General features: G+C 41.9%; 27 protein-coding genes and 3 tRNA genes. 10 read left to right on the top strand and 20 right to left on the bottom strand.

Features of this window, described 5'->3' with window-relative positions; all coding sequences use genetic code 11:
* Positions 1-208: 208 nt before the first annotated feature.
* Positions 209-1,315, bottom strand: a complete 1,107-nt coding sequence (locus tag PGR74_RS07960) for a hypothetical protein (protein ID WP_110688638.1) — start codon at positions 1,313-1,315, stop codon at positions 209-211.
* A gap of 154 nt (positions 1,316-1,469) precedes the next feature.
* A tRNA-Thr gene (locus PGR74_RS07955) sits at positions 1,470-1,542 on the bottom strand.
* A gap of 117 nt (positions 1,543-1,659) precedes the next feature.
* On the opposite strand from PGR74_RS07955, the gene PGR74_RS07950 reads away from it, so the two are divergent.
* Both PGR74_RS07950 and PGR74_RS07945 read left to right on the top strand, forming a co-directional pair.
* Entirely contained in the window at positions 1,660-2,040 is a 381-nt protein-coding gene (locus PGR74_RS07950) for a diacylglycerol kinase family protein (RefSeq protein ID WP_041502100.1), read from the top strand.
* A gap of 5 nt (positions 2,041-2,045) precedes the next feature.
* Complete coding sequence (locus PGR74_RS07945; protein WP_041502218.1) at positions 2,046-2,585, top strand: phosphatase PAP2 family protein; 540 nt, start codon at positions 2,046-2,048, stop codon at positions 2,583-2,585.
* Positions 2,586-2,587: 2 nt separating this feature from the next.
* Here the strand turns inward: PGR74_RS07945 and PGR74_RS07940 are convergent, their stop codons facing one another.
* The 4 genes from PGR74_RS07940 to PGR74_RS07925 are packed head-to-tail and all read right to left on the bottom strand — an operon-like array spanning position 2,588 to position 5,619.
* Complete coding sequence (locus tag PGR74_RS07940; RefSeq protein ID WP_041505398.1) at positions 2,588-3,139, bottom strand: flavodoxin family protein; 552 nt, start codon at positions 3,137-3,139, stop codon at positions 2,588-2,590.
* Positions 3,140-3,160: 21 nt separating this feature from the next.
* On the bottom strand, positions 3,161-3,823 hold the full coding sequence (locus PGR74_RS07935) for an HD domain-containing protein (protein WP_041502102.1): 663 nt from the start codon (positions 3,821-3,823) through the stop codon (positions 3,161-3,163).
* A gap of 27 nt (positions 3,824-3,850) precedes the next feature.
* On the bottom strand, positions 3,851-5,008 hold the full coding sequence (gene pncB / locus PGR74_RS07930; protein WP_041505397.1) for a nicotinate phosphoribosyltransferase: 1,158 nt from the start codon (positions 5,006-5,008) through the stop codon (positions 3,851-3,853).
* Positions 5,009-5,013: 5 nt separating this feature from the next.
* Positions 5,014-5,619 carry a uracil-DNA glycosylase family protein gene (locus tag PGR74_RS07925; RefSeq protein WP_041505396.1) on the bottom strand — a complete coding sequence of 202 codons (606 nt, stop codon included), beginning with the start codon at positions 5,617-5,619 and terminating at the stop codon, positions 5,014-5,016.
* Positions 5,620-5,963: 344 nt separating this feature from the next.
* On the opposite strand from PGR74_RS07925, the gene PGR74_RS07920 reads away from it, so the two are divergent.
* The gene (locus PGR74_RS07920) at positions 5,964-6,428 is read left to right on the top strand and encodes a fibronectin type III domain-containing protein (RefSeq protein ID WP_041502105.1); all 465 of its coding nucleotides are present in this window, start codon (positions 5,964-5,966) and stop codon (positions 6,426-6,428) included.
* Positions 6,429-6,535: 107 nt separating this feature from the next.
* Here the strand turns inward: PGR74_RS07920 and PGR74_RS07915 are convergent, their stop codons facing one another.
* Both PGR74_RS07915 and PGR74_RS07910 read right to left on the bottom strand, forming a co-directional pair.
* Positions 6,536-6,946, bottom strand: coding sequence for a secondary thiamine-phosphate synthase enzyme YjbQ (locus PGR74_RS07915; RefSeq protein ID WP_041502106.1), 411 nt, complete (start codon positions 6,944-6,946; stop codon positions 6,536-6,538).
* Between the two features lies 1 nt (position 6,947).
* A complete protein-coding gene (locus PGR74_RS07910; protein ID WP_041502107.1) occupies positions 6,948-7,301 on the bottom strand; it encodes an arsenate reductase family protein in 354 nt (117 codons plus the stop codon).
* 391 nt (positions 7,302-7,692) lie between these two features.
* Between PGR74_RS07910 and PGR74_RS07905 the strand changes: the two genes are divergently transcribed.
* Complete coding sequence (locus tag PGR74_RS07905) at positions 7,693-8,289, top strand: DUF4251 domain-containing protein (RefSeq protein WP_041502108.1); 597 nt, start codon at positions 7,693-7,695, stop codon at positions 8,287-8,289.
* A gap of 111 nt (positions 8,290-8,400) precedes the next feature.
* Here the strand turns inward: PGR74_RS07905 and PGR74_RS07900 are convergent, their stop codons facing one another.
* A complete protein-coding gene (locus PGR74_RS07900; protein ID WP_041502109.1) occupies positions 8,401-9,780 on the bottom strand; it encodes a tryptophanase in 1,380 nt (459 codons plus the stop codon).
* 247 nt (positions 9,781-10,027) lie between these two features.
* On the bottom strand, positions 10,028-11,332 hold the full coding sequence (locus PGR74_RS07895) for a DEAD/DEAH box helicase (protein ID WP_041502110.1): 1,305 nt from the start codon (positions 11,330-11,332) through the stop codon (positions 10,028-10,030).
* A gap of 420 nt (positions 11,333-11,752) precedes the next feature.
* Between PGR74_RS07895 and PGR74_RS07890 the strand changes: the two genes are divergently transcribed.
* Both PGR74_RS07890 and PGR74_RS07885 read left to right on the top strand, forming a co-directional pair.
* The gene (locus tag PGR74_RS07890) at positions 11,753-11,998 is read left to right on the top strand and encodes a DNA-binding protein (protein ID WP_041502111.1); all 246 of its coding nucleotides are present in this window, start codon (positions 11,753-11,755) and stop codon (positions 11,996-11,998) included.
* Positions 11,999-12,116: 118 nt separating this feature from the next.
* A complete protein-coding gene (locus PGR74_RS07885; protein ID WP_041502112.1) occupies positions 12,117-13,295 on the top strand; it encodes a class I SAM-dependent rRNA methyltransferase in 1,179 nt (392 codons plus the stop codon).
* A gap of 27 nt (positions 13,296-13,322) precedes the next feature.
* Here PGR74_RS07885 and glmM read toward each other — a convergent pair whose 3' ends face one another.
* Both glmM and gcvH read right to left on the bottom strand, forming a co-directional pair.
* The gene (gene glmM / locus PGR74_RS07880) at positions 13,323-14,708 is read right to left on the bottom strand and encodes a phosphoglucosamine mutase (RefSeq protein WP_041502113.1); all 1,386 of its coding nucleotides are present in this window, start codon (positions 14,706-14,708) and stop codon (positions 13,323-13,325) included.
* A 74-nt stretch (positions 14,709-14,782) separates the two neighbouring features.
* Positions 14,783-15,157, bottom strand: a complete 375-nt coding sequence (gene gcvH, locus PGR74_RS07875) for a glycine cleavage system protein GcvH (protein ID WP_041502219.1) — start codon at positions 15,155-15,157, stop codon at positions 14,783-14,785.
* Positions 15,158-15,456: 299 nt separating this feature from the next.
* Between gcvH and PGR74_RS07870 the strand changes: the two genes are divergently transcribed.
* Positions 15,457-15,530 (top strand) — tRNA-Asp (locus tag PGR74_RS07870).
* Between the two features lie 17 nt (positions 15,531-15,547).
* Positions 15,548-15,621 (top strand) — tRNA-Asp (locus PGR74_RS07865).
* 72 nt (positions 15,622-15,693) lie between these two features.
* Here PGR74_RS07865 and PGR74_RS07860 read toward each other — a convergent pair.
* Positions 15,694-16,542 (bottom strand): LytTR family DNA-binding domain-containing protein, encoded by an 849-nt coding sequence (locus PGR74_RS07860; protein WP_181416501.1) that lies wholly within the window; start codon positions 16,540-16,542, stop codon positions 15,694-15,696.
* Positions 16,543-16,713: 171 nt separating this feature from the next.
* On the opposite strand from PGR74_RS07860, the gene PGR74_RS07855 reads away from it, so the two are divergent.
* Both PGR74_RS07855 and pgl read left to right on the top strand, forming a co-directional pair.
* Complete coding sequence (locus PGR74_RS07855; RefSeq protein WP_270516907.1) at positions 16,714-17,874, top strand: DUF6051 family protein; 1,161 nt, start codon at positions 16,714-16,716, stop codon at positions 17,872-17,874.
* Between the two features lie 65 nt (positions 17,875-17,939).
* A complete protein-coding gene (gene pgl, locus PGR74_RS07850) occupies positions 17,940-18,743 on the top strand; it encodes a 6-phosphogluconolactonase (protein WP_052634348.1) in 804 nt (267 codons plus the stop codon).
* Here pgl and atpG read toward each other — a convergent pair.
* The 7 genes from atpG to atpC all read right to left on the bottom strand — a co-directional run bounded on the left by atpG (position 18,711) and on the right by atpC (position 23,913).
* The gene (gene atpG, locus PGR74_RS07845; RefSeq protein WP_041505394.1) at positions 18,711-19,574 is read right to left on the bottom strand and encodes an ATP synthase F1 subunit gamma; all 864 of its coding nucleotides are present in this window, start codon (positions 19,572-19,574) and stop codon (positions 18,711-18,713) included. The two genes, pgl and atpG, sit on opposite strands and share 33 nt — an antisense overlap.
* Before the next feature lie 5 nt (positions 19,575-19,579).
* Complete coding sequence (gene atpA / locus PGR74_RS07840; RefSeq protein WP_041502116.1) at positions 19,580-21,157, bottom strand: F0F1 ATP synthase subunit alpha; 1,578 nt, start codon at positions 21,155-21,157, stop codon at positions 19,580-19,582.
* Between the two features lie 24 nt (positions 21,158-21,181).
* The gene (locus PGR74_RS07835) at positions 21,182-21,718 is read right to left on the bottom strand and encodes a F0F1 ATP synthase subunit delta (protein WP_041502117.1); all 537 of its coding nucleotides are present in this window, start codon (positions 21,716-21,718) and stop codon (positions 21,182-21,184) included.
* Positions 21,719-21,723: 5 nt separating this feature from the next.
* On the bottom strand, positions 21,724-22,221 hold the full coding sequence (atpF, locus tag PGR74_RS07830; RefSeq protein ID WP_041502118.1) for a F0F1 ATP synthase subunit B: 498 nt from the start codon (positions 22,219-22,221) through the stop codon (positions 21,724-21,726).
* A 10-nt stretch (positions 22,222-22,231) separates the two neighbouring features.
* The gene (atpE, locus tag PGR74_RS07825) at positions 22,232-22,486 is read right to left on the bottom strand and encodes an ATP synthase F0 subunit C (protein WP_041502119.1); all 255 of its coding nucleotides are present in this window, start codon (positions 22,484-22,486) and stop codon (positions 22,232-22,234) included.
* A 70-nt stretch (positions 22,487-22,556) separates the two neighbouring features.
* A complete protein-coding gene (gene atpB, locus PGR74_RS07820) occupies positions 22,557-23,672 on the bottom strand; it encodes a F0F1 ATP synthase subunit A (RefSeq protein ID WP_082032869.1) in 1,116 nt (371 codons plus the stop codon).
* A gap of 4 nt (positions 23,673-23,676) precedes the next feature.
* Complete coding sequence (atpC, locus tag PGR74_RS07815; protein WP_041502223.1) at positions 23,677-23,913, bottom strand: ATP synthase F1 subunit epsilon; 237 nt, start codon at positions 23,911-23,913, stop codon at positions 23,677-23,679.
* Positions 23,914-23,925: the final 12 nt, after the last annotated feature.

The following is a 23,925-nucleotide window of genomic DNA, read 5'->3' as shown; positions in this document are numbered from 1 at the left end:
AGGCATCATAACCCTATCCTCCCATTATTAAGTCAAACATTCATATTCTTCTGAATGGGGTTTTACCGCGAGCTCAAATGCATGAAAAGATAATTCAACTTATGTGCCAAATCCGGTACGACAGCCAAAAGCCTACCCGCACTCGTATCTATGTCATTCTCGCATCATAATATAGACATACTATCTCTATTATCAAGTAGATATAGTACTATTTCATTTCGTTTCTTAAACCCGTTACATAATCGGGCACGCTCTTCAAAATAATATCCCGACCTGCTATCCGGCTACCGAAGAAATTTTTATAACGGTCGACTTCGGCCTTCACCCTATTTCCATACGGGTATATGACGACCTCGATTTTTGCATCCGGACGAATCATACGAGCCAAAAGCTGACGGATCTCAAAATCGGCAGAGGGAAGAGAGTAACCGATAAAAACAATTCTTGTCGCTTCAGAAAGTTCGATGGCTGCATTCTGCCATACCAACTTAATCTGTATGTTACTCAAATTCTTCAGGTAAGTAGGCAATAATAAATTACTCCTTAATTTAATCGAACTGATCTCCCCCATCCCGTAATTCTTGCGACAATGACGGCAATAAGCCGCTTCCATCATCTCTATCTCCTCCCCGAATCTCACGTACATCCGTTGACACATGGGACAATGAAACCAATTCATCGAACCGTGCAATTTCAAATACTTGATATTGTAACCGCCGTAACCAATCGCCAGCAAACCGGGCTTCACCGTATCGTCATTGGCTTCCCAGGAACTCACGTAACAACAATAGTCCACAACACTCAATTTTTCCGGATGCCCGTTATCAATGGCTCGCTTCAAGGCATGATCGAAAAGGACGTCCCAATTCGTGGTAATCAATGCGACCCGATCCTCCCCGTCCTCCATCCTTTTCTTGGCCATCCCGTCAATATACTCGGCAAATTGATCCACGTAATCCCCGCAACTTCTATTCTTTTTAAAACTATAATTCACCGCCGCTGCCATCAGGGCATGAAACTCCTCCCTCAATTCGACCAAACCCTTTGCACTGTAACGACCGATAGAAAGTCCATCCCAAATGCAACGATCTATGGGGGTAAATACATCCTCAAGAGCTACATTACAATAATGATCCTCGTATATATGCAACTCCTCTTTCAAAAAGTCGATAAAATGATCTCTCGCCCGGATCAACTTTTTATTATCACCGGTAAACTTCTCGTCCAAAATCGTCCGGATTATCTCATTCTGAACCAACCCTCCCGCTTCTTTCGAAAATCCTGAACCTAAAAAATACACCGTCTTTTCCATCATTTCCCCATTTGAATTTAGACAAAAGTAATGTTTAATTGTTACATATCCATCTCTTATTAAACAATCTAACCGTACATTTTATCCCCCCATGGAGAATTAGATTTCTCTCAGAACAAAAAAATAAGGATCGGAATAAAATATTCCGATCCTTCCGAGCCAATTTGGGGACTCGAACCCCAGACCTACGCATTACGAATGCGTTGCTCTACCAGCTGAGCTAAATTGGCAATTACGGCTGCAAATGTAGTACAAATTTTCAAACATAAAAACGATAAATCAAAAAAATTCCCGTATCATTTCTCATTTTTTCGTATGTTTGTCCCGACTTTTTAATTATCAGAAAGATGAATGACCGCAAATTTTCAATAAAAGCTAGAATACGCAGTTTCAAATACGCCTTTCAAGGAATTAAAATACTAATTACCCATGAACATAACGCCCGTATTCACCTTTTTGCAGCGGTATGTGTCTCTATTGCCGGATTCTTACTTGATATTTCAAATAACGAATGGATCGCCGTCATTTTCGCCATCGGATTGGTTTTCTCCGCGGAAGCTTTTAATTCGGCTATCGAATATTTAGCAGATCTGGTATCGCCTGACTATAACGAACTAATCCGTAAATCCAAAGATGTGGCCGCCGGAGGCGTATTATTTACCGCTATCGTCGCCGCTATTATCGGATTACTTGTTTTCATCCCTCGATTAATCACTTTATTTCAATAAAAATGATGCGCTATCTTTTCATATCGATAACCCTATTGGGACTCTTTTTTATACACCCCCTACAAGCCCAGCGCAAAGCTATCCGTACAACGGGAGACGCCCTTCTCTTCGTCGCTCCCGTAACGGCCTTTACCATGACCCTATTCAAGAAAGATTACGAGGGAACCAAACAATTGGTACTTTCGGGTGCCACGGCTGTCGGATTGACCTATATTCTTAAATACAGTATCAGCAAGGAACGCCCCGATAAAAGCGACGATCACTCCTTTCCGTCCGCCCATAGCTCCATCTCTTTCACGGGAGCCTCTTTCCTGCAACGGCGTTACGGATGGAAATTCGGGATACCCGCCTATCTACTCTCTACCTACGTGGCCTGGAGTCGTGTATACGGGAAAAAACACGATTGGTGGGATGTACTAGCAGGAACGGCCATAGGTGTAGGCAGTACCTATATCTTCACCAAACCTTTCGGCAGAACGGCCATTAGCATCACTCCCGCCGTCCTGGACAACTACCCCGGTATCCACGCATCTATTGTCTTCTAAATTTAAAAACTCGCACCTAAACTCCGGGCCCTTTCCAAATAATCCATATGTCGGACCTCACCTTTTTCCCAAACGTCACAGGCATACATCTCTCCCCGATTCTTCCACCCCATGTACTCCGTCATAATCCGGTAAGTTTCCTGAATACCTTTCAATTCCGCCATCTGATCGGTAGCAGCCGCCAATATCAAAGCACTCTCTTTTCCCTTCAACTTAACAGGAGAACGATCGAGATAATAAGGATACAAACGATCTATAACGGCTTTCAATTGGGTTGACCAGGTAAAGAAATAGAGAGGAGACACCCAAACAACGGCATCAGCCTGTTCTATCTCCGGATATATTTTTTCCATGTCATCCGATTGTACGCAAGGTTTTCCCATATTCCAACACATACTGCAGGCAAAACAGCCGTTTACCCGGTAACAGGATACCTTTATAATGCTGACCTCGTGTCCCTGGCCTCCGGCTCCCTCGGCAAAAGCTTCCGCTAACATATCGCTATTCCCATCCATCCTGGGACTTCCTTCCAACACTAAAATATTTTTTCCCATAACCGCAAATTAAATCCACTCCTATAGCAATCGCTGACCGTTTATGACCAGTTCAAAACGAATATTCAAAAACTCTGCCGCTTTTCTGCTCAACAACATTCTGCCCAAAAAGATCTCAAAATAATCCATAACGGCAGAAATTTTGGTATCAATTGTCAAATCGAGAATAACAGCACTTCTATCTTCGTTAAAATAGATTTCGGATTCTTCTACGGCATAATTTACCCGATCGTGAATATCAAAATTAGCGAAATCCCGGTTCCGGACACGACTACGCCTCACATCCGTCTTATCTCCCAAAATCAATGCCGCTGCAATCGGATTTACCGGAGCGGCCGTACTTTCATCATGGTTGCCGATAGCACTTATCACCTGGGCAATCTCATCCGCTTCCATCCCCATTCTATCTAACAATCGAAAAGCCATTACTGCTCCGCTCTGGGCATGATCCACCCGATTCACGATGTTGCCGATATCATGCATATATCCGGCTATTTTGGCCAATTCGGCTATCCTCTCCGGATAACCCAAAGTCTGTAATATCATCTCCGCCGTATTGGCCGCTTTCACCACATGAGGAAACGAATGTTCCGTATAGCCCAACGTTATCAACACGTTATCCGCTTGAGCTATATAACTTTTTATTCCCTCGTCTTTTCTTATATCTTCATAAGTCACCAACATATTTTTCCCTTCTGTTATTCTATGTCTTCATAATCGCAATATACCCAAACACAAATCAATCTCCCGAGGATCTCCGGTATGTTTACCCTCCACATCGGAAAGCTTTACCACTGGCAAAAAATCCGCCCCTCCTTTGGGCCTGCACTCAAACAATTTTATCACCATGTTTAAAGGTTTTACACCCACGTCATTCGTCAAATAAGTACCGATCCCGTATACATCATGAATCCGGCCGTTTACAAACGCTTTGATCTTCTTTACCCCTTCCAGATCCAAGGCATCGCTATAAACAATTGTTTTGGTCGTCGGATCAATCCGATGCTCCCGGTAATGTTTCAACGCTCTCTCCGTAAACTCATACGGATCACCGCTATCCCATCGCAGACCGTCAAACAATTTGGCGTATTTGGTATTGAAATTTCGAAAAAAATCTGCCGACGTATAAGTATCCGCAAGTGCTATTCCCAAGTACCCGTCATATACTTCCACCCAATTAGCCATAGCGATCTCGTTGGCCGAACGATAGCCGTAGTGAGCCCCATGATACATAAACCACTCGTGCGGATGTGTTCCCATAGGAATCAAATCATACTTCATGGCAAGATACACGTTGCTGCTTCCGTTAAGAAAACGTCCCATATGCTCTTTCAATATACCGACCACCCGATCCTGCACTTCGTAAGAGTAACGCCTCCGGGTTCCAAATTCCGAAATCTCTGCTTTTAAGCGCACAAACTCTTTAGCTTTACAGACGGCATTTTTCTCCTCATCCCGAGCCTCTAATCCCATCATTTTAAAGTACAATTCAGAGATAATAGCCATTAAAGGAACCTCCCAAAGTACCGTACGATACCACAACCCGCGAATTTCCACGTTTAACTCTCCCCCCTCCTGTGAAATTTCAACCTCCTTAGGATCAAACCGAAAACCTTTTAACAAATCAAAAAATACGGAATCAAAATAATAACACTTTGCACGCATAAAACGTTCGTCCTCTTCCGTCAACACCAAACTTTCCATTCGATCGACCTCTTCCCGCAAAACAGTTGCGAATCCCGGCGGAAATGAGGTTTTTCCCCGATTCACGAAACGATAAACCACTTCCGCATCCGGAAACTTCTTTTGAATAGCATTCATCGTCGTGAATTTATACAAGTCGTTATCTATAAAACTTTTTATAACCATATCCCCTATTCTTTTTCTTTTTTCAACAATCCGATCTCCTCCATCATTTTCCGGTAATACAAAGCTTTCTCCTCCACCGGTTTGGGATAGGCCCTCGAAGAGGAAGGCATCCGATACAATCTTATCACCCGCCCCTGAAAACAAAATTCAGAAAATCCTCCTACCGGCGGCTGCTCCGTTCCAGTTAACGCGATCAGCGTATCCGTCGCCTTTTGTCCTGTGGTTACAATCGCTTTACATGCAGCAAGTCGTTGTAAAACGACTTGCAAGTCCAAAGACTCCACCACTTCTAAAAACTTATCCGAAGCATTATCTTTATGGCGGATAATTTTGGTGGCCGTATCGCTTAAGGCTATTCCCTTTTCAATCAAAAATGCCCGTATCTTCTCCTCGTAAAAATGTTTTCCGTCCTCCGTCAGAAAATAGTTTTTATCCTGAAAAAAGACAATCCCCAGAATCCTCCACATATCGTTTTGAAAATTAGGGTAGTAAAAGTCCATGGACCAACGGGACCGGGGCGGGGGAAAACTCCCCAACATCAACAATCTCGCCCCTTCCGGTAAGAACGGCTCTAAAGGATGAATCTCTATTGCCTTATTATTATCAATCATTTACGCTTCAAAATATCTATATTTTCCAGATACAAATGTACGAAAAAAATACGAACATCATACCACCGAAATCTCCGGTATTTATCCTTTCTTATTTTACATTTTTCGCCTCTTTTACTTTTATTATTTATTGGAAAACATAGACTGTATAAAAAAGAAAACCATAATTCCATTTAAAATAGCCACAATCCAGGAACAAAAAGAACACAGTTTAGATACATTTATTAAAAATAGATGATTTATTTTTGTCAAAATAAAATATCATTATTCTTAATGACATAAATAAATAACAAGACGCTATTATTCCTTGCAATATCAAAATGTGTAACTAAAAAAGTAAAATCATGAAAACATTAAAAATCTTTTTAACACTATGCGTGTTATCGATCAGTTCTTCTTTGTTTGCACAAGATACTAAAGTGGTCTTAAATCTTATTGCCGACAATACAGACATAAAAGACGTCACGCTAACAATTATTGAATATCGGGAAATATCAGAATCAAGATGGACCCTCCATGCAAAAATTCCTGCATTTACTCCAACAATTGTGATTAAAGGTTTACGCGAGGGGAAACAATATCAATTCAGAGTCATATTGGCATCAAAATATGGGGAAGGAAGACCGGCTGATAGTAAATTTTACGAGATAATGAGTCCGCTATGGGAACTCTCCATTAGTATATGGTGTTACCCACCGATCTTGGCTTATGCATGGACTCCAACAAGCAAGGCCAACATGAACTATTCCAACATAAACGGTATATTGAACAAGAAAACCACAAAAGTTCCCCTTAGACCTAAAGAATAAATAAAAATAATACGATAAGAAATAGGAATAATAGGAAAATCGAAACAGTAGATTGAAGTAAATGTAAGTTTTCAATCTACTGTTTTTTATTTCCCAAGATACGATCTCTAAGCAATTACGGTTGCCACAAGCCGACGTGCTCCCCCCTGTTCCCTAAACTCGCAAAGGTATATTCCCTGCCAGGTACCCAGATTCAATTTTCCGCCCGAGATCGGGATCGTAAGCGTTACCCCGGCAATGACTGTTTTAGCATGAGCCGGCATATCGTCATCCCCCTCCAACACATGGCGGTAATAGGGTTCCCGTTCTTTTACCAAACGATTAAAAATACGTTCGAGATCCCCCCGGACTTCGGGATCTGCATTCTCATTCAACGTCAGAGCAGCAGAAGTATGTTTTATAAACAAATTCAATATACCCGTTTCCGGCAAAAGAGGTAAATGGCAGATAACTTCATCCGTAATCACATGAACACCTCTCGGTTTTTCCCGAAGTGCAAATTCTATTTGTACGACCATGTCAGCCTATATTTTCCCAATCCTCCACATGAAAACCTACCCACACCCGGTCTTTTCCTATCAGCAAAGGACGTTTTACCAGTTTTCCGTCAGAAGCCAAGAGCTTCAACTGCTCCTCTTCACTCAACAAGGGTAATTTATCTTTCAATTGAAGTGCCCGGTATAATTGCCCGCTTGTATTAAAAAAACTCCTGACAGGCAATCCGCTCCGGATTATCCACTCTTTTAACTCATTAAATGTCGGCTTATTCACAACGATATCTCTGTCCTCATATAAAACACGATGTTGATCCAACCACTTTCTGGCATTCCGGCAAGTACTGCATTTGGGGTATTCTAAAAATAAATAGCTCATAATATTTCCATTTCATGTATACACTTCCGTTTTCGAACGCTTACAAAAGTATACAAATATCACCGGTTTGAAAAACGAAACAAACAGGAAAGATTGTCTTTACAAAAGATCCGTCAGACAACTATATCACTATATATCAAAACAATACACTTCAACTTATCTCTTATACCACATCTGTTTTTATTCAAAGTTTTCTAATTTATTCTAACGGAAAAGGAGAAAATTAATCTTTTTTAAAGAAAGAAGGCTAACCCTCTTTCCATCCCTCACGTATATGCCATAGAATTTCAATATTCTACTCCTTATGGATAGAGACTAGCATCACAAGAGGAGTATCGAATGGGATAAATTCGTTAAACTAAACTACATAAAAAAATAAAAAAGAGACGCTATGAAAAGATTACTTTTTTTATTGGCAATGGCTACATTCTTGTTTTACGATTTCAGTCTTCAAGCACAAACCAAAACAAAACAAGAGATAAAAGCGGAGAGAAAAGCACACAGACAAGCGATGAGGGCACATAATAAAATGGTTCGCCAGTTACAAAACGAAATCGCTTACCAAAATGCACTACAAGCGTTAAAGAACAATAGTTGGGCATTACAGGCAAATACCTTGTATAATAATTACGGCATGCCGATGTCCGTAACCAACAACACGAACTTTATCGCGATGGATCGTAATCGGGTTTCCTTACAATTAGCCTTCAACGGCTTCAATCCCGGTCCTAACGGACTCGGAGGGATCACGGTTACCGGTTGGCCATCCAGTATACATCAAAGAATAGACAAGAAAGGGAATGTTACTTACACGTTCAATGTCATGGGTGCTGCTATTTTTGCACAAGTTACGGTACAACTCTCGTACGGAAGTAACTACGCGACGGCAACGGTAACCGGCAACACGAACGGAAGACAATTGACTTTCTCCGGTATACTGCTACCTTACAGTCAATCTAATATTTTTGAAAGTGGGTTCAGTTTTTAAGTGAAAAACTTTACGACACAACTCATTTAATATTCAATTACTCAATTTTCGCACATGAAAAAACCGGGTTGGCTCACACCAACCCGGTTTTCATATTCTACTCCCCAAAATTTACTTGGCAGGTTCCAACTCCACGGTAAAGTGACGCATAATCGGGAACTCTTTGGTAATCACGTAACCGCGATTAATTGATTCTCTCCGGTCATATACATTCTTCAACGCTGCTGCAATCACATCCATATGATTGTTGGTGTATGTTCTACGCGGGATAGCCAAACGTAACAACTCCAATTTCGGATAACGATTTTCGCGGGTAACCGGATCACGGTCAGCTAAGATCGAACCGATCTCTACACCGCGGATACCGGCTTCCAAATAAAGCTCAATACCTAAAGTTTGAGCAATGAATTCTTCTTTCGGAACATGAGTCAGGATCTTCTTGGCATCCACAAAAATAGCGTGTCCACCGGCAGGACGTTGATACGGAATACCGTATTCATCCAATTTAGCCCCCAGATATTCAACTTGTTTGATACGGGTTTCCAGGTAATCGAACTCAGTCCCCTCATCCAAACCTTGAGCCAAAGCGTTCATATCACGACCGGACATACCTCCGTAAGTGATAAACCCTTCGTTCATGATACAGAACATCTGGCATTTCTTCCATAGTTCCTCATTTTTGAACGCTACAAATCCGCCCATATTCACGATAGCGTCTTTTTTAGAGGACATCGTCATAATATCGGCATAGGAGAACATCTCTTTTACGATCTCCTTGATAGTTTTATTCTCATAACCCTTCTCCCGGGTTTTGATAAAGTACGCATTTTCAGCAAAACGAGCGGAATCAATTTGCAGATTAACACCGTATTTCTTACAGATAGCGGAAACCTCACGTATATTAGCCATAGAAACCGGTTGTCCTCCGGCCGTGTTATTGGTGACCGTCAAAACGACTGCCGGAATTTTCTCCTTCGGGTATTTCTTTAATACGGCTTCCAGCTTAGCCGGATCCATATTCCCTTTGAACGGAATTTCCAATTGCGTATCGGCAGCTTCGTCTATCGTACAATCAATGGCTAAAGCCTTACGAAATTCAATATGTCCTTTTGTCGTATCGAAATGAGAATTACCTGGAAGTACATCTCCTTCTTTAATAATGGTTGAGTAAAGAACATTTTCGGCAGCACGTCCTTGGTGGGTAGGCAAGAAATAATCAAAACCTAAAATATTTTTAATCGCGTTCTTCATGTTATAGTAAGAACGAGCCCCGGCGTAACTCTCATCACCCAACATCAATTCCGACCATTGCTTATCACTCATGGCTCCGGTTCCGGAATCCGTTAACAAGTCGATGAACACATAATCGCTCTTCAGGTTAAACAGGTTATACTTCGCCTCTTTAATCCATTGTTCGCGTTCTTCACGCGTACTTTTACGGATGGTTTCCACCATCTTAATTCTATACGATTCTGAAAATGGCAATTCCATAATCCTAAAATTTAAATTGGTAAATAATATAAGTTATTTTATTTGATTCTTTTCACAAATAATCAGACCCAGCGGTCTTTTGCATAGGAAAGTCCGTGAAAAAACTTCACGCCAAGACAAGAAACGCATCCCGCTTCTTAATATTCAGAAAAAGCTGATTGATCAATATGACGTTTCTTACTTTCATGCAGGCAAATTTGAGAAAATAAAAAAAAAGATCAAAATTATTTTGATCTTTTTTATATCTCTATCTTTTCTTACGATGTGCCATCCTTTTGGCCTTTACGTTTCTACGATTGTCATCCGTCGTATAACTGTTCTTTTGCTTCCGTGTATGAAAAGCCCCTCCCCCTTGCGGTTTTCCTCTCTGGTAAACGATATTATTGGTCTGTATCCGCTCTTCATCCAATAAAAGTTGAGACACTTCCAAATCTTCAGGTAAATCCGCCAATTTCACTTTTTGCGAGATCAGTTTTTCTATATCGTCAAAACGCTCTTCCTCTTTCTCGGAAACAAAGCTTATAGCCGTTCCCGTTTTCCCGGCTCGGGCCGTTCTCCCGATACGGTGTACATACTCTTCCGCAAGAGAAGGAATATCAAAATTTATAACATGCGTAATATCCTGTACGTCGATACCGCGTGCCGCCACATCGGAGGCAACCATGATTCGAGTCGTTCCCTCTTTAAAAGCGTTTAAGGCTTTCAAGCGGGTATTCTGTGCCTTATTCGAATGAATTACACTTAATTCATTTCTCCAATAGTCCGCCAATCGCTCCACGATACGATCCGCGTTCTTTTTGGTTTCCGTAAATATCATAACCTTTTTAAAACTTTCTTTATCAGCTAATAACGACTTCAACAAATTAATCTTCGTCATGATATTGGGCACGTCATACCGTATCTGTTCGATATGTTCCACCGGGGTCGCCTGCCGATCGACCTCCACTCTTACCGGATCACGCAAAAAATCACTTGCCAGCATATTCACGGCCTCCGAAAAAGTGGCGGAAAACAACAAGGTTTGGTGTTTCTCGGGAATAACCTCCAGAATACTTTTCAATTGAGGTAAAAATCCCAAATCCATCAACCGGTCCGCTTCATCTATAACAACCGTTTTGATCAATTTGGTCCGAATAATACCATTATAATAAATATCCATAAATCGCCCGGGAGTCGCCACCAGCAAGTCCACGCCTTCATACACCTTATCCTGTTGCGTACGAATATTAGTTCCTCCGTATATTCCGACACAGCGAATATCCATATACTCTGCCAAAAGCTCTACACTTTCACATACTTGAACCACCAATTCCCGGGTCGGAACGACAACCAAGGCCCGCGGATAAACATCCTGAGCGTAATGCAATTTCATCAATATCGGTATCAGGTAAGCCAATGTCTTCCCTGTTCCCGTCTGTGCTATTCCAATCACATCCATTCCGGAACGAACGACAGGAAATACCTCTCTTTGAATAGGTGTAGGCGTCTCGAATCCGGCTTCTTCCAAAGCCATCAATATCTGCTTACTTATATTTAAATCCTGAAAACTCATGCTTTAAAATAGATTTATAATTTAGATCTTCTTTCATAAATAGTCTCATCTAACAACCGGACTATTCATCTTAATACTCAATAATCGAGTGTACAAAGGTATAAAAAGCATCTCTCCTGAAAAATAAAAAACCTATTTAATTACAAGAAAACTCTTTCGCTTCTCCGTCCTTCCGGCTGTCTACAAGAAAGATATCGGTCGTACGCGTTGATTCTCCATAACAAAGGCGATACGAGGCAACCGCCATAAAATATAATGAATCTAAATACAATAAATATATTCTCTCATAATAAAAGAGTTATCCAAATCCATGTTTCAGACCGGCTACAAATTAGAGTCGGAGAACAGAATATTTTATTTGCTTTTCTCAAAATAAAGTTCTACATTTATTGCAGGTAATAATTCTAAAACTACTACGTTATGACTTATACTATTACATTCAACGAATTAAGAAGAATTAAAGATATGTTGCCACACGGTAGCATGCAAAAAATTGCGGATGAATTGGGAATCAGTACCGATACCGTAAGAAACTACTTCGGAGGGGATAATTATGAAGAGGGTAGTTCTGCCGGTATTCATTTAGAACAAGGTCCAAACGGTGGAATCGTTGTTTTAGACGACACGACAATCCTTGAAAAAGCAAAAGAAATGCTGGAAGTGTAAACAAAGAAATTGAATGCCGGGAAACGATGAAAACAGTTCCCGGTATTTTTTTATCCGTTTTTTAGCTACTTTTGCGCCGGAAAAATCGATATCGCACAGGTGATAGACAAATAAAATTATGAACAAAATAATATTAAAAGCCGGTAAAGAACGCTCTCTTTTCCGTTTGCATCCATGGATATTTTCCGGTGCCATAGCTAAAATGCCGCGTGATCTCCAGGAAGGCGATGTGGTCGAAGTATACAACTACGATGAAGAATTTATGTGTATCGGACATTACCAGATCGGAAGCATCGCCGTTCGGGTTCTCTGCTTTGAACAAAGAGAGATCGATTATGCGTTTTGGAAAGAACGTATCCAACAAGCATACGATACCAGGATAACGATCGGACTGGCAAAATCCCACGACTCCAATGTATATCGTTTGATACACGGAGAAGGGGATGATCTTCCCGGTTTAATCGTCGATTTTTATGCCGGTGTCGCCGTCGTTCAATTCCATTCGGTCGGTATGTATAAAGTTCGTCAGGAAATAGCCAAAGCAATCGTAGAGGTTATGGGAGATCAGTTATCAGCCATATACGATAAATCGGAAGGAACCCTCCCTTTTAAAGCGGGATTAAATCCCCGTAACGAATATTTATACGGAGCATCTGAAAACTTCATTGCCATAGAAAACGGTTTAAAATTCAACGTCGATTGGCTCGAAGGACAAAAAACCGGATTTTTTGTTGACCAAAGGGAGAATCGCAGTTTGTTAGAAAAATACGCGAAAGATAAAAACGTATTGAACATGTTTTGCTACACGGGAGGTTTCTCCTTTTACGCTATGCGTGGAGGAGCACGCCTGGTACACTCCGTTGACGCTTCGGCCCGGGCCATCGAGCTCACGAACCGAAATGTAGATTTAAATTTCCCGGGAGATTCAAGACACGAAGCTTTCGTTGAAGACGCCTTCAAGTTCTTGGAAAAATCCAAATACACATACGACCTCATCATCCTCGACCCCCCAGCTTTCGCCAAACACCAGAATGTACTGGAAAACGCCATTCAAGGATACAAGAAACTCAATCGCAAAGGAATCGAAGTCGTAAAACCCGGTGGTCTCATTTTCACTTTCTCTTGTTCCCAGGTGATGACCAAAGAACTTTTCAGGCAAACCGTTTTCACGGCAGCAGCCAACACGGGAAGAAAAGTAAAGATTTTACATCAGCTGACACAACCGGCCGATCATCCGATCAACATCTACCACCCGGAAGGAGAGTACTTAAAAGGACTGGTTTTATACGTGGAATAATAAAAAAATCGGCACTTGCCGATTTTTTTATCCGATTAAACTCCGGGCTACTTGTATAACTTCATCAGCTAATCGATTGGCGGAATTCTCGTCTTTTGCTTCCGAATAGATCCGGATAATGGGCTCCGTATTTGATTTTCTCAAATGTACCCACCCCTCTGCAAAATCAATTTTCACTCCATCTATATCCGTTATCTCCTCCGAGGCATATTTTTGTTTTAATCCGGTCAGGATCTTATCCACATCCGTACTCGGGGACAGGGTCAATTTATTTTTTGAAATAAAATACCGCGGATAGGCTGCTTTCAACTCCGTCATTTTTTTCCCTTCTGCAACATAATGGGAAAGGAAAAGCCCTACTCCGACTAAAGCATCCCGACCGTAATGACTCTCCGGGTAAATAACTCCCCCGTTTCCTTCTCCCCCGATTACGGTCCGCGTCTCTTTCATTTTGGCAACGACATTGACTTCTCCGACTGCCGCTGCATAATAAGAGTGTCCGTATCCGAGGGTTATATCCTTCAAGGCCCTGGAAGAAGAGAGATTAGAAACCGTGTTTCCCGGAGTATGTTTTAAAACGTAATCGGCAACAGCAACTAAGGTATACTCCTCCACGAACATTTCGCCATTCTCACAAACCAACGCCAAACGATCGACATCCGGATCTACCACAATTCCCAAATCGGCACCGCATGCTTTTATTTTTTCTGATATTTGCGTTAAATTTTCAGGAATAGGTTCCGGATTATGACTGAAATGTCCGGTCGGCTCACAATTCAATGGAATGATCTCTTTTACTCCCAAAGCCTTCAATAGAGCAGGAATGACAACTCCACCCACGGAATTCACGGCATCCACGACAACCTTTAGATTGGCCTTGGCTATAGCCTCCCGATTTACCAATTTTAAATCCAAAACTTGCTGAATATGATAATCGGTATAATCCTTATACGTGATCATCCCTAATCCATCCACATCAGCATATTCGAAACACTCCTCTTCTGCCATTTCCAACACTTTACCCCCTTCTTCGGCAGAAAGGAATTCTCCTTCAGCATTCAGCAGTTTTAAAGCATTCCATTGCTTGGGATTATGACTCGCCGTCAGAATAATACCGCCATCGGCCTTCTCCGCCGTAACCGCAACCTCGGTTGTCGGAGTCGTCGCTAACCCGATATTCACGACATCATGCCCCAAAGCGGAAAGTGTCGCTTCTACCAATTTGGCATACATATCACCGGATACTCTTGCATCCCGTCCCAATACAATCTTTGCCTTTTGCTTTCCAGCTTTCTCTTTCAGCCAAGTCGCGTAAGCAGAAACAAACTTAACAATATCCAAAGGAGTAAGATTTTCACCCGGCCTCCCTCCGACCGTTCCACGAATTCCTGAAATAGATTTTATTAGTGTCATAATTGTTTATACAAAAAAAAAGACTGTACCTCCACTCAAGAATAAAGGTACAGTCTCTACCATCCATAATATGTTTAAATCAACGCTTTATAGGCATCAGCACTAAGCAATCCGTCCAATTGAGCTTCATCGTCTATTTTGACCTTGATGATCCAACCTTCTCCATAAGGATCCTTGTTTACCAAATCCGGTTGATCTTCCAATGCAGCATTGAATTCAATCACCTCACCGGCAACCGGCATATAAAGATCCGATACGGTCTTCACGGCTTCAATCGTTCCGAAAGTATCTCCAGCCTCCAAACTATCTCCTTCGGTTTCGACCTCTACAAATACGATATCACCTAATTGACTTTGCGCATAATCCGTTATACCGATAAATGCTTCTTCACTCTCAACACGAATCCATTCGTGTTCTTTAGTGTACTTTAATTCTGCTGGTACGTTCATTATCTTATTAATTAAATTAAATTTGACGTATATTAATGCCACAAATATACTCAAAAAATTAAACTCCAAAACAGTAATCAAATATTTTACATCTCTATTTTATTCTCCGTATATTTAACATTTTAATACTCAAAAGGTATCTTTTCAGAAGAGAATAACGGGAATCATTTTTTTCTTACTTGTCTCCCCTTTTTTAAATAACTTTTTTTCATTTTTCTTCCTACGGGTATTGCAGAATAAGAAAAAGTCTATATCTTTGCACCGCAATTGGGAATAACAGCGGTTATTCTATACAAAAAGGTTCGGTAGTTCAGCTGGTTAGAATACATGCCTGTCACGCATGGGGTCGCGGGTTCGAGTCCCGTCCGAACCGCTTTTTTGAAATATTTTGGTGTGGTAGTTCAGCTGGTTAGAATACATGCCTGTCACGCATGGGGTCGCGGGTTCGAGTCCCGTCCGCACCGCTAAGATATAAAGCTCTGAAAACAAATCTTTCAGGGCTTTTTCATTTAAAAATAATCTCGCCACAACTTCGCTCAGGAGGAGTAGCTCATAAACCACCGGGTAACTTTCTCACTATAGGTTTTTGAAATCGGAATATCCGGAACCTTATCCACTCCCAATTCTAAATATATCCCGTCTTTTCCGCGTCGAATGACTTTGACCTGCTCGAAGTTCACCATATAGGAACGATGACAACGCAATACGGTCGTATTGATAAAATGTTTTTCTATGTTCTTCAACGTATTACGCAACATAAACCGGGTCACGATCCCCTTGTTCAAGTACCAGATAAAAACATAATTGTCTGCCGACTCCATGTATAACAGATTATTCCGCTTTACGGATAAACGCAGCTCTTCTTTCTCGTCATAAAACGAAAGAACGGTTCCCTTCCCGCCGACATCCGCCCTTCCCTCTTCCAGTCTCCTTAATTGACGTTCTTTTTCCTGTTTGGAAAAATAAAGCACAAGAATAGCGTAAGGAAGGAGCAATACCAAACTCGTGTTCTTCATGGAATCTTCAAAAACATCCAACACCTCCTTTTCTTCTTTTAACGAGAGCGTATATATCGTGTAAAAAAGAGCCATCAAAAATATTTCTCCCAAAATCCAAAGCCCGTATTGACCGTATGAAATAAAATGAGACTTTACATAATGATACATTATGATACGACTGATGACCACCACCAATACCCCCGTCAAAATGATCAAACTCGAAAAGAGAAAAAATTTGAATTCGGAAACAGGATACCAGTAAGAAGAACTGAAAGGTTTATATATATTAATAAATACAAGAGCAAAAAGAGCTGTAAACAAGACCAAACGAACCAAGTTCGATTTCTCGTACATGTAAACCGGTATTTTACGATTCAACAATCCCATTTTTCCATGTTTTTAAACAAAGATACATTATTTTTTCTCAGAATTTTCACCACGCATAAATGAATTTTACCCCATTATATCGGTTTTTATCCCTTTCCGGAAAGCACTGAAACTTTTTTTTGGAAAATAGAGTATTCTCTTTTTTGTTTGTATATAAAAACACGCTAAGTCATGAAAATTTCGTTACGCACCCAACAACTGAAAACTATTTTTTCTTACGAAAAAAAGACGACTATCGAAGACAGACCTTTGGAAATTCGTCCCTATCGTTTTATACAACGCATCGGGGAAAACGAAATCAATTGTTTCCAAGAGTCTATCCCCACCACGGAATTTTGCCCGATACACGATAACGGTATCGAAGAAAATAAAAATTTCAAATACACGATTTTCGTTCCCAAAGGAACACGGAAAACCGACCAGGCGATTCTGTTTTTACACGGATTAAACGAACGAAGCTGGGAAAAATACCTGACCTGGGCAGAATTTCTCTCTTTGGCAACCGGAAAAGCCGTTATCCTTTTTCCCATTGCCTTTCACATGAACAGGACTCCCAGTAACTGGTACAACCCAAGAGCTATCCTGCCTTGGGTAACCAAACGCAAACAACAGATCAACGACCTGCAAAATTCGACCTTTGTTAACGTGGCTCTGAGCAGTCGACTATCCGAAAGTCCCATCCGTTTTTATACTTCAGGAAGGGAATCCGTTTTCAATCTATGGCAACTATTATCTGAAATCAAACACGGCGAACATCCGCTTTTCAAAGAAGATTCGTCTGTAAACATATTCGCTTACTCGATAGGTGCGTTTCTTGCTCAGATTTTATTGTTAGCCAATCCGGATCACTTGGTTCAAAACAGCCGCTTATTCATGTTCTGCGGCGGTTCCATATTCAGTCGAATGAACGGAAACGCAAGGGATATCATGGACCAGGAAGCCTATGAACGCGTACGTCAGTATTTTCTCCATAACTTTTTAGAGAACAACGAGCATCACCGGCTGCTACCTGCGGTATGTAAAGAAGATTTCCTGGAAAAAGCTTTTAAGGCCATGCTTGTTCCCGAAACCTGCAAAGAATACAGGGAAGCTTTCTTTGAAAAGAACAGAGAACGGATCAGAATCCTCACGTTGAAGAAAGATGTCGTTATGCCGACGTCCGGCGTCATCGAAGCCCTGGGTGAATCTAACGCCACCACGATGTTAAAGGAATGGGATTTCCCGTATGATTACAACCATCAGAATCCGTTCCCTTCCCATACGCACATCGCCCCCGAATTACTTTACCAATCATTCGAGGGTCTCTTTAATAAAGCAGCTTCTTTTCTTTAACTCTATCTTTCCCGTAAACAAAATAAAGCCGTAAACGTACAACGAATAAACCAATTGACAGGAAAATGAAATTGCACGTATATTCTTCGCCTCGAAAAACGGCTCACGCATTATGTCGGAAACTGATGGAAAAGATGAAAGAAAAAGAGGGGACTTTCCATTTAGCCATACCTGGCGGCAATACCCCCATCCCGTTTTATAATGCCTTAGCGGGAAAATACAGAAAAGATATTCCATGGGAGCGTGTCTGCCTCTACTGGGTAGACGAAATCTGCGTACCACCGACCCATCCGGCAAGTAATTACGGATTGGTAAAACGGCTGCTTTTAGACCGTATTCCTCTATCCGCATCTCAAATCTTCCGTATCCGCGGGGAAGCCGACCCGGAAGAAGAAGCCTGCCGCTATTCGCAATTGGTAAAAGACCAATTACCGTCCAAAGACGGTATCCCCGTTTTCGATATGGTTATAGTCGGTGTTGGTAATGACGGACATACTTCCTCCGTCTTTCCGGGAGAAGAACCCGTTCTCCATTGTCAAGAAAATTACGCCGTAGCTTTTCAACCGGAAACCGGACAAAAACGAATAGCCTTAACCGGTAACCCCACGCTTCATGCCCGTGATATCAGCCTATATATCACCGGAGCGGAAAAAGCCCCCATCGTAAAAGAAATATTAATCGATTCCAATTTAGTCGATGATTACGCGGCCAAATTCATTCTACAGGAAGATAACGCTCACTTGGATCTCTTTTTAGATCGCTCGGCTCTTTCGTTAACCAAAGACTGGCAGATATCAACCTTGATCGATGCGGATTATCCGGAACATATCCCAAAATCACTCTACGACGCCTCCGGCAATATCCAATAGTTCTGTCGTTATCCCTTGTTGTCGAAGTTTGTTGTATTCCAACTGCAAATTTCCCAGTAACTTAATCGCATTATCATTAGCCATTTGCATGGAAAGAATTCGGGCCGCCTGCTCGGACGTCTGGTTCTCCAAAAAAGCCCGATACAAAGCGGATCGAATCGTCAACGGGTAGACCGTATCCAAAATGGAAACGCAATCCGGCTCATAAATATATATTCTATTTTGTTCCGTGACCGAAAGTTTTTCAAGCTCTTTCCCTTTCCAGGGTAAAAGCTGAAAGCAAGTCATTTCCTGGGAACCGATACTCTTGTAATGAGCGTATATGATATCCACCCGATCAACTTCTTTCTTCAGGAAACGATACATCAGTTCATCGGCTAAAGACAACATAACGTTCGAATGCTCTTTCTGCACTGTCAATTCGGGAATCTCTTTTATTTCGATACCTGCCGTACGTTTCACTTCCGTCAAAATCTTTTTCCCGACAGGGTACACCTCTACCTTTTTTCCCTTCTCCCTATCCAATAATTCTTCCTGCAATTTTTTATACAACATGAGGTTAAAGGAACCACAAAGTCCCTCGTCCGACCCGAAAACGACAACGGCAACTTTTTCCACGGACCGTTCAATACTCCATGGAGAAATGTAATCGCACGTACCCGCAATGCGATCCAAAAGACGTTGCAATTGTTCTAAATAGGGGCGAGTATTATACAAAGCATTTTCTGCTTTCCGTAACCTCGCCGATGAGATCATTTTCATCGCCCCCGTTATTTTTTGAGAAGAATGTACAGAATTAATTCTTCCTTTTAATTCTCGCGTCGTCGCCATGTCGTTTATTCCTTAAATTTTTGAGCTACATCCGTTGCAACCTCTTTCAGCAAAACAGTAACAGAATCGTCCAAAATACCGTCTCGTAATTTATCCAGTACTTCTCTCCGGTATCTGGATCGCAAAATTTCCAAAAAGAATTTCTCGAACTCAGCTATATTCTTCAAGGGAACCCCCTTCAACAAAGCTTGCGTACCACAAAATATGACAGCCACTTCTTCCTCCACGGGCATAGGAGAATAAGCAGGCTGTATCAACAGTTGTGCATTTTTACGTCCCTTGTCGATAACCATAGCCGTCACCGAATCCATATCCCCGCCAAATTTAGCAAAAGCCTCTAACTCCCGGTACTGGGCCTGATCGATTTTCAATGTCCCCGCTATTTTTTTCATAGATTTTATTTGTGCATTCCCCCCCACGCGGGAAACAGAAACCCCCACATTGATAGCTGGTCGCACTCCTTCATTAAATAAACCGGACTCTAAAAATATTTGTCCGTCCGTTATCGAAATCACATTCGTAGGAATATAAGCGGAGACATCACCGGCCTGAGTTTCGATAATGGGCAAGGCCGTCAAAGACCCACCTCCCTTAATATGAGGTTTCAACGCATCCGGCAAATCATTCATAGTGGCAGCCACCTCATCATTCGAAATAATTCGTGCGGCCCGCTCCAATAGCCTGGAATGCAAATAAAAAATATCACCAGGATAAGCCTCCCGTCCGGAAGGACGGCGTAAAATCAACGAGATCTCACGATAAGCCACAGCCTGTTTGGAAAGATCATCATACACGACAAGAGCATGACGGCCACTATCCCGGAAAAACTCTCCGATAGTCGCCCCCGCGAAAGGAGCGTAATAACGCATCGCCGCCGAATCCGATGCATTGGCAGCTAATACGATCGTATACTCCAAGGCTCCGCGTTCCCGTAACGTATTTACCAACATGGCAACAGAAGAAGCCTTCTGTCCGACCGCCACATAGATACAATAGACAGGATCTCCCTTATCGAAATTCTTTCGTTGATTCAATATGGTATCTATTGCTATCGTTGTCTTTCCTGTCTGCCTATCGCCTATTATCAACTCCCGTTGTCCTCGACCGATGGGAACCATGGAGTCGACCGCTTTAATCCCGGTTTGCAGAGGTTCCTTCACCGGCTGACGATAAATAACCCCCGGGGCTTTCCGCTCCAAAGGCAATTGGACTAAATCACCCTGAATTGGGCCGGCCCCGTCGATCGGTTCGCCTAACGTATTCACCACTCGCCCTAACAATCCCTCTCCTACCTTGATAGAGGCTATATTACCGGTACGCTTTACCGTGAAATTCTCTTTTACCTTATCTCCCGCATCCATCAGTATGACCCCGACATTATCCTCTTCCAGATTCATAGCCACTCCCAGTACCCCGTTTTCAAACTCGATCAGCTCGTTGGAACGCACGTTATCCAATCCGAACACGTGAGCAACTCCGTCACCGACCTCCATTACCGTCCCCACCTCTTCAAAAGCCATTCTGGTGTCCACCTCCTTAAGTTGCATCTCTAATATATCTGAAATTTCATCCGCTTTAATCATAACTTTTCACTTAAAAATTAATTTCTATTTCAAAAGTCCCAAACGAATATCCTTTAATTCCCTGAGCAATGAAGCATCCAACTGACGGGTTCCGATTACTAATATAAATCCCCCTATAATGGCCGGATCTATTTTATGCACGAACTCGATCGTTTTATCCGTATGTTTTCTCACAAATGCCTTGATTCTCTCCAATCCTTCTTCCTTCAGATCGGTTGCAGTAACCACTTTTACCCGTATTATACCGTAAGCCTCTCTATAAAGTTTCTGATACATCAGACAAATCGATCTCATATACATCTCCCGGTGATTTTTGATCAGCAACCGAATGGCCCTCAAATAAGCTTGTCCCGGCTCTATCCCGATCGCTGTCGACAAAAGTTGTATCTTATCATCAACCGATAACATCGGATTCAGCAAAGCCTTTTGCAAATCCGGATGAGAGATATAGTTTGCCTGAAATAATTTCATCTTATCATAGACCAACTCTTCCACTCCTAAACTTTGCGCGTACCGGAATAGGGCCTTCGCGTATCTACGTGCAATCAATCCTTCATCCATGCTTTTTACTCTTTATTCTCTAACTCGTTCAATAACTTATCGATGATTTCCATCTGAGCCTTATCGGTAGACAAATCTCTTCGTACCAACTTTTCCGCAATCTGAAGAGAAAGTATCCCCACTTGCCTTCGCATTTGCAATTCAGCTTCCCGCTTCGATTGTTCTACAGCCAATTTTGCCGCCTCCACCACCCGACGAGCCTCCTTATCCGCTTCTTGACGAGCCTCTTCTATTTTTTCCCGTTTCAGTCGTTCTGTTTGCTGTAACACCTCCAATTGCTGCTTTTGCGCTTCGGCAAGCAACTTTTGGGCATCGACTTTCGCCTGTTCCCTGTCCTTTTGAGCTTCCCGGGTGAACTCCACGCCTTTATCAATAAAAGCAGCCCGTTCCTCCATGTTTTTTATGATCACCGGCCAAGCGAACTTTCCGAGAATACCCAACAGGATCAAAAAAACAACCAGCATCCAAAACGCCAACCCGAATTCCGGTGTAAATAACGACATAATCTAACGTTTATACAAATAAAGCCAATAAACAAACAATAATCGCAAATAGGGCAACTCCCTCCACCAAAGCGGCAATAACAATCATATTGGTTCTGATCTTATTGGTTGATTCCGGTTGACGAGCGATGGCATCCATGGCAGAAGAACCTATTTTTCCAATTCCTATACCGGCCCCTATTGCCGCAATACCCGCTCCAATTGCTGCTCCGATCTTTGCCAAACCAACGCTGGCTACTGCTTCTAATAAAATCATACTTAACATAACCTTTTCATTTTTAATTTATTCTTAATTTCATCTATCGTTTCACAACCCCATAACTGTTTTCATTCGATTATTCGTCACTGCTCTTTTTTACCCGGGCTAATCCTATAAACAAGGCTGAAAGCATCATAAACACATAAGCCTGAATAAAAGCGATCAACACGTGAATCAAATCCATAAACACGGCAAAAAAAACGGATAAAACTGTCGTCGTACCCACCACAAGGCTTCCCATAGCCCCGAACAGGAATATCAACGATATCAAAATAATGATAATCAAATGCCCTCCCAGCATATTGGCGAAAAGCCGGATCATCAGAGCGGCCGGTTTCGTGAATACCCCGAATATTTCAATCAAAGGCATGATCGGAAGAGGAAACTTCAGCCAAGTCGGTACATCCGGCCAAAAAACGTCTTTCCAATACCTCCTCGTTCCCGATACATTCACGATAACAAAAGTACATAAAGCCAATACCAACGTAATCGAGAGATTTCCGGTCACATTAGCTCCCCCGGGAAAAACGGCAATCATCCCCACTATATTGGCTATGAAAATAAAGAAAAATACGGTCAACAAATAAGAGGCATAACGCTTAGCTTCTTCTCCCAGTATCCCGACAATAACTTCCCGATACAGCATCTCAATAATCATCTCAATGAATCCCAATATCTTACGAGGAGCTTTCCATCTCTTTCGTTTATAAAAACGAACCAAAGCAAAAGCCATCCACAGGGTTAAAAGGGCTGTCAGAATAATTGACATCACATTTCTCGTGATAGAAAAATCCATCGGCCGATACAAATTACCCGAAACGTCCTCGCCTACTACCTTATTCTCGTATTTTCCTTCTCCGGCAACATAAAAGCCCTCGTGTTTTTTTCCCTTCTCAATATGCTTCGAACTGAATACATGCCATTTACCCGTATCATCTCTTACAATAACAGGCAAAGGTAATTTCAGATTGCTGGCAATTTCCCACCCGTACGTATCTCCCAAATGCTCAAAAATAACCTTTTTAGGCTGGAAAACATCTTTCTTTCCTTCCTGATCGATCTCATCGCCCATACTCATTCTTGATGCGATTCCCAAAGTATCGTTCGGTACTTCCGGATTCTCGCGGGCATATACCTTCATACCCCCTGCAAACAAAAACAGCATCACGAAATATGTAATCCATTTTTTCATAACCTTAACCGATACAAATAATCACTTCGTTATCTCGCACTTCCACCACTCCGCTTTCGATCTCCATCTCTTTCTCTCCTTCTGCTTCTAAATAAACAATTTTTCCTTCAACCAACGAGGAGACCAAGGGAGCATGATCCTTTAAAACGGTAAAAAATCCCAGACTTCCCGGCAAAGAGACCCGTTCCACCTCGCCTTTATATACTACTTTTTCCGGAGAAATAATTTTCAATTTCATAATACCCTCCTTTCT

This window comes from Sanguibacteroides sp. AM78-02pH3A (assembly GCF_027666085.1).
Lineage (GTDB): Bacteria > Bacteroidota > Bacteroidia > Bacteroidales > Marinifilaceae > Gabonibacter > Gabonibacter massiliensis.
This window is presented reverse-complemented; position numbering and strand designations above follow the sequence as displayed.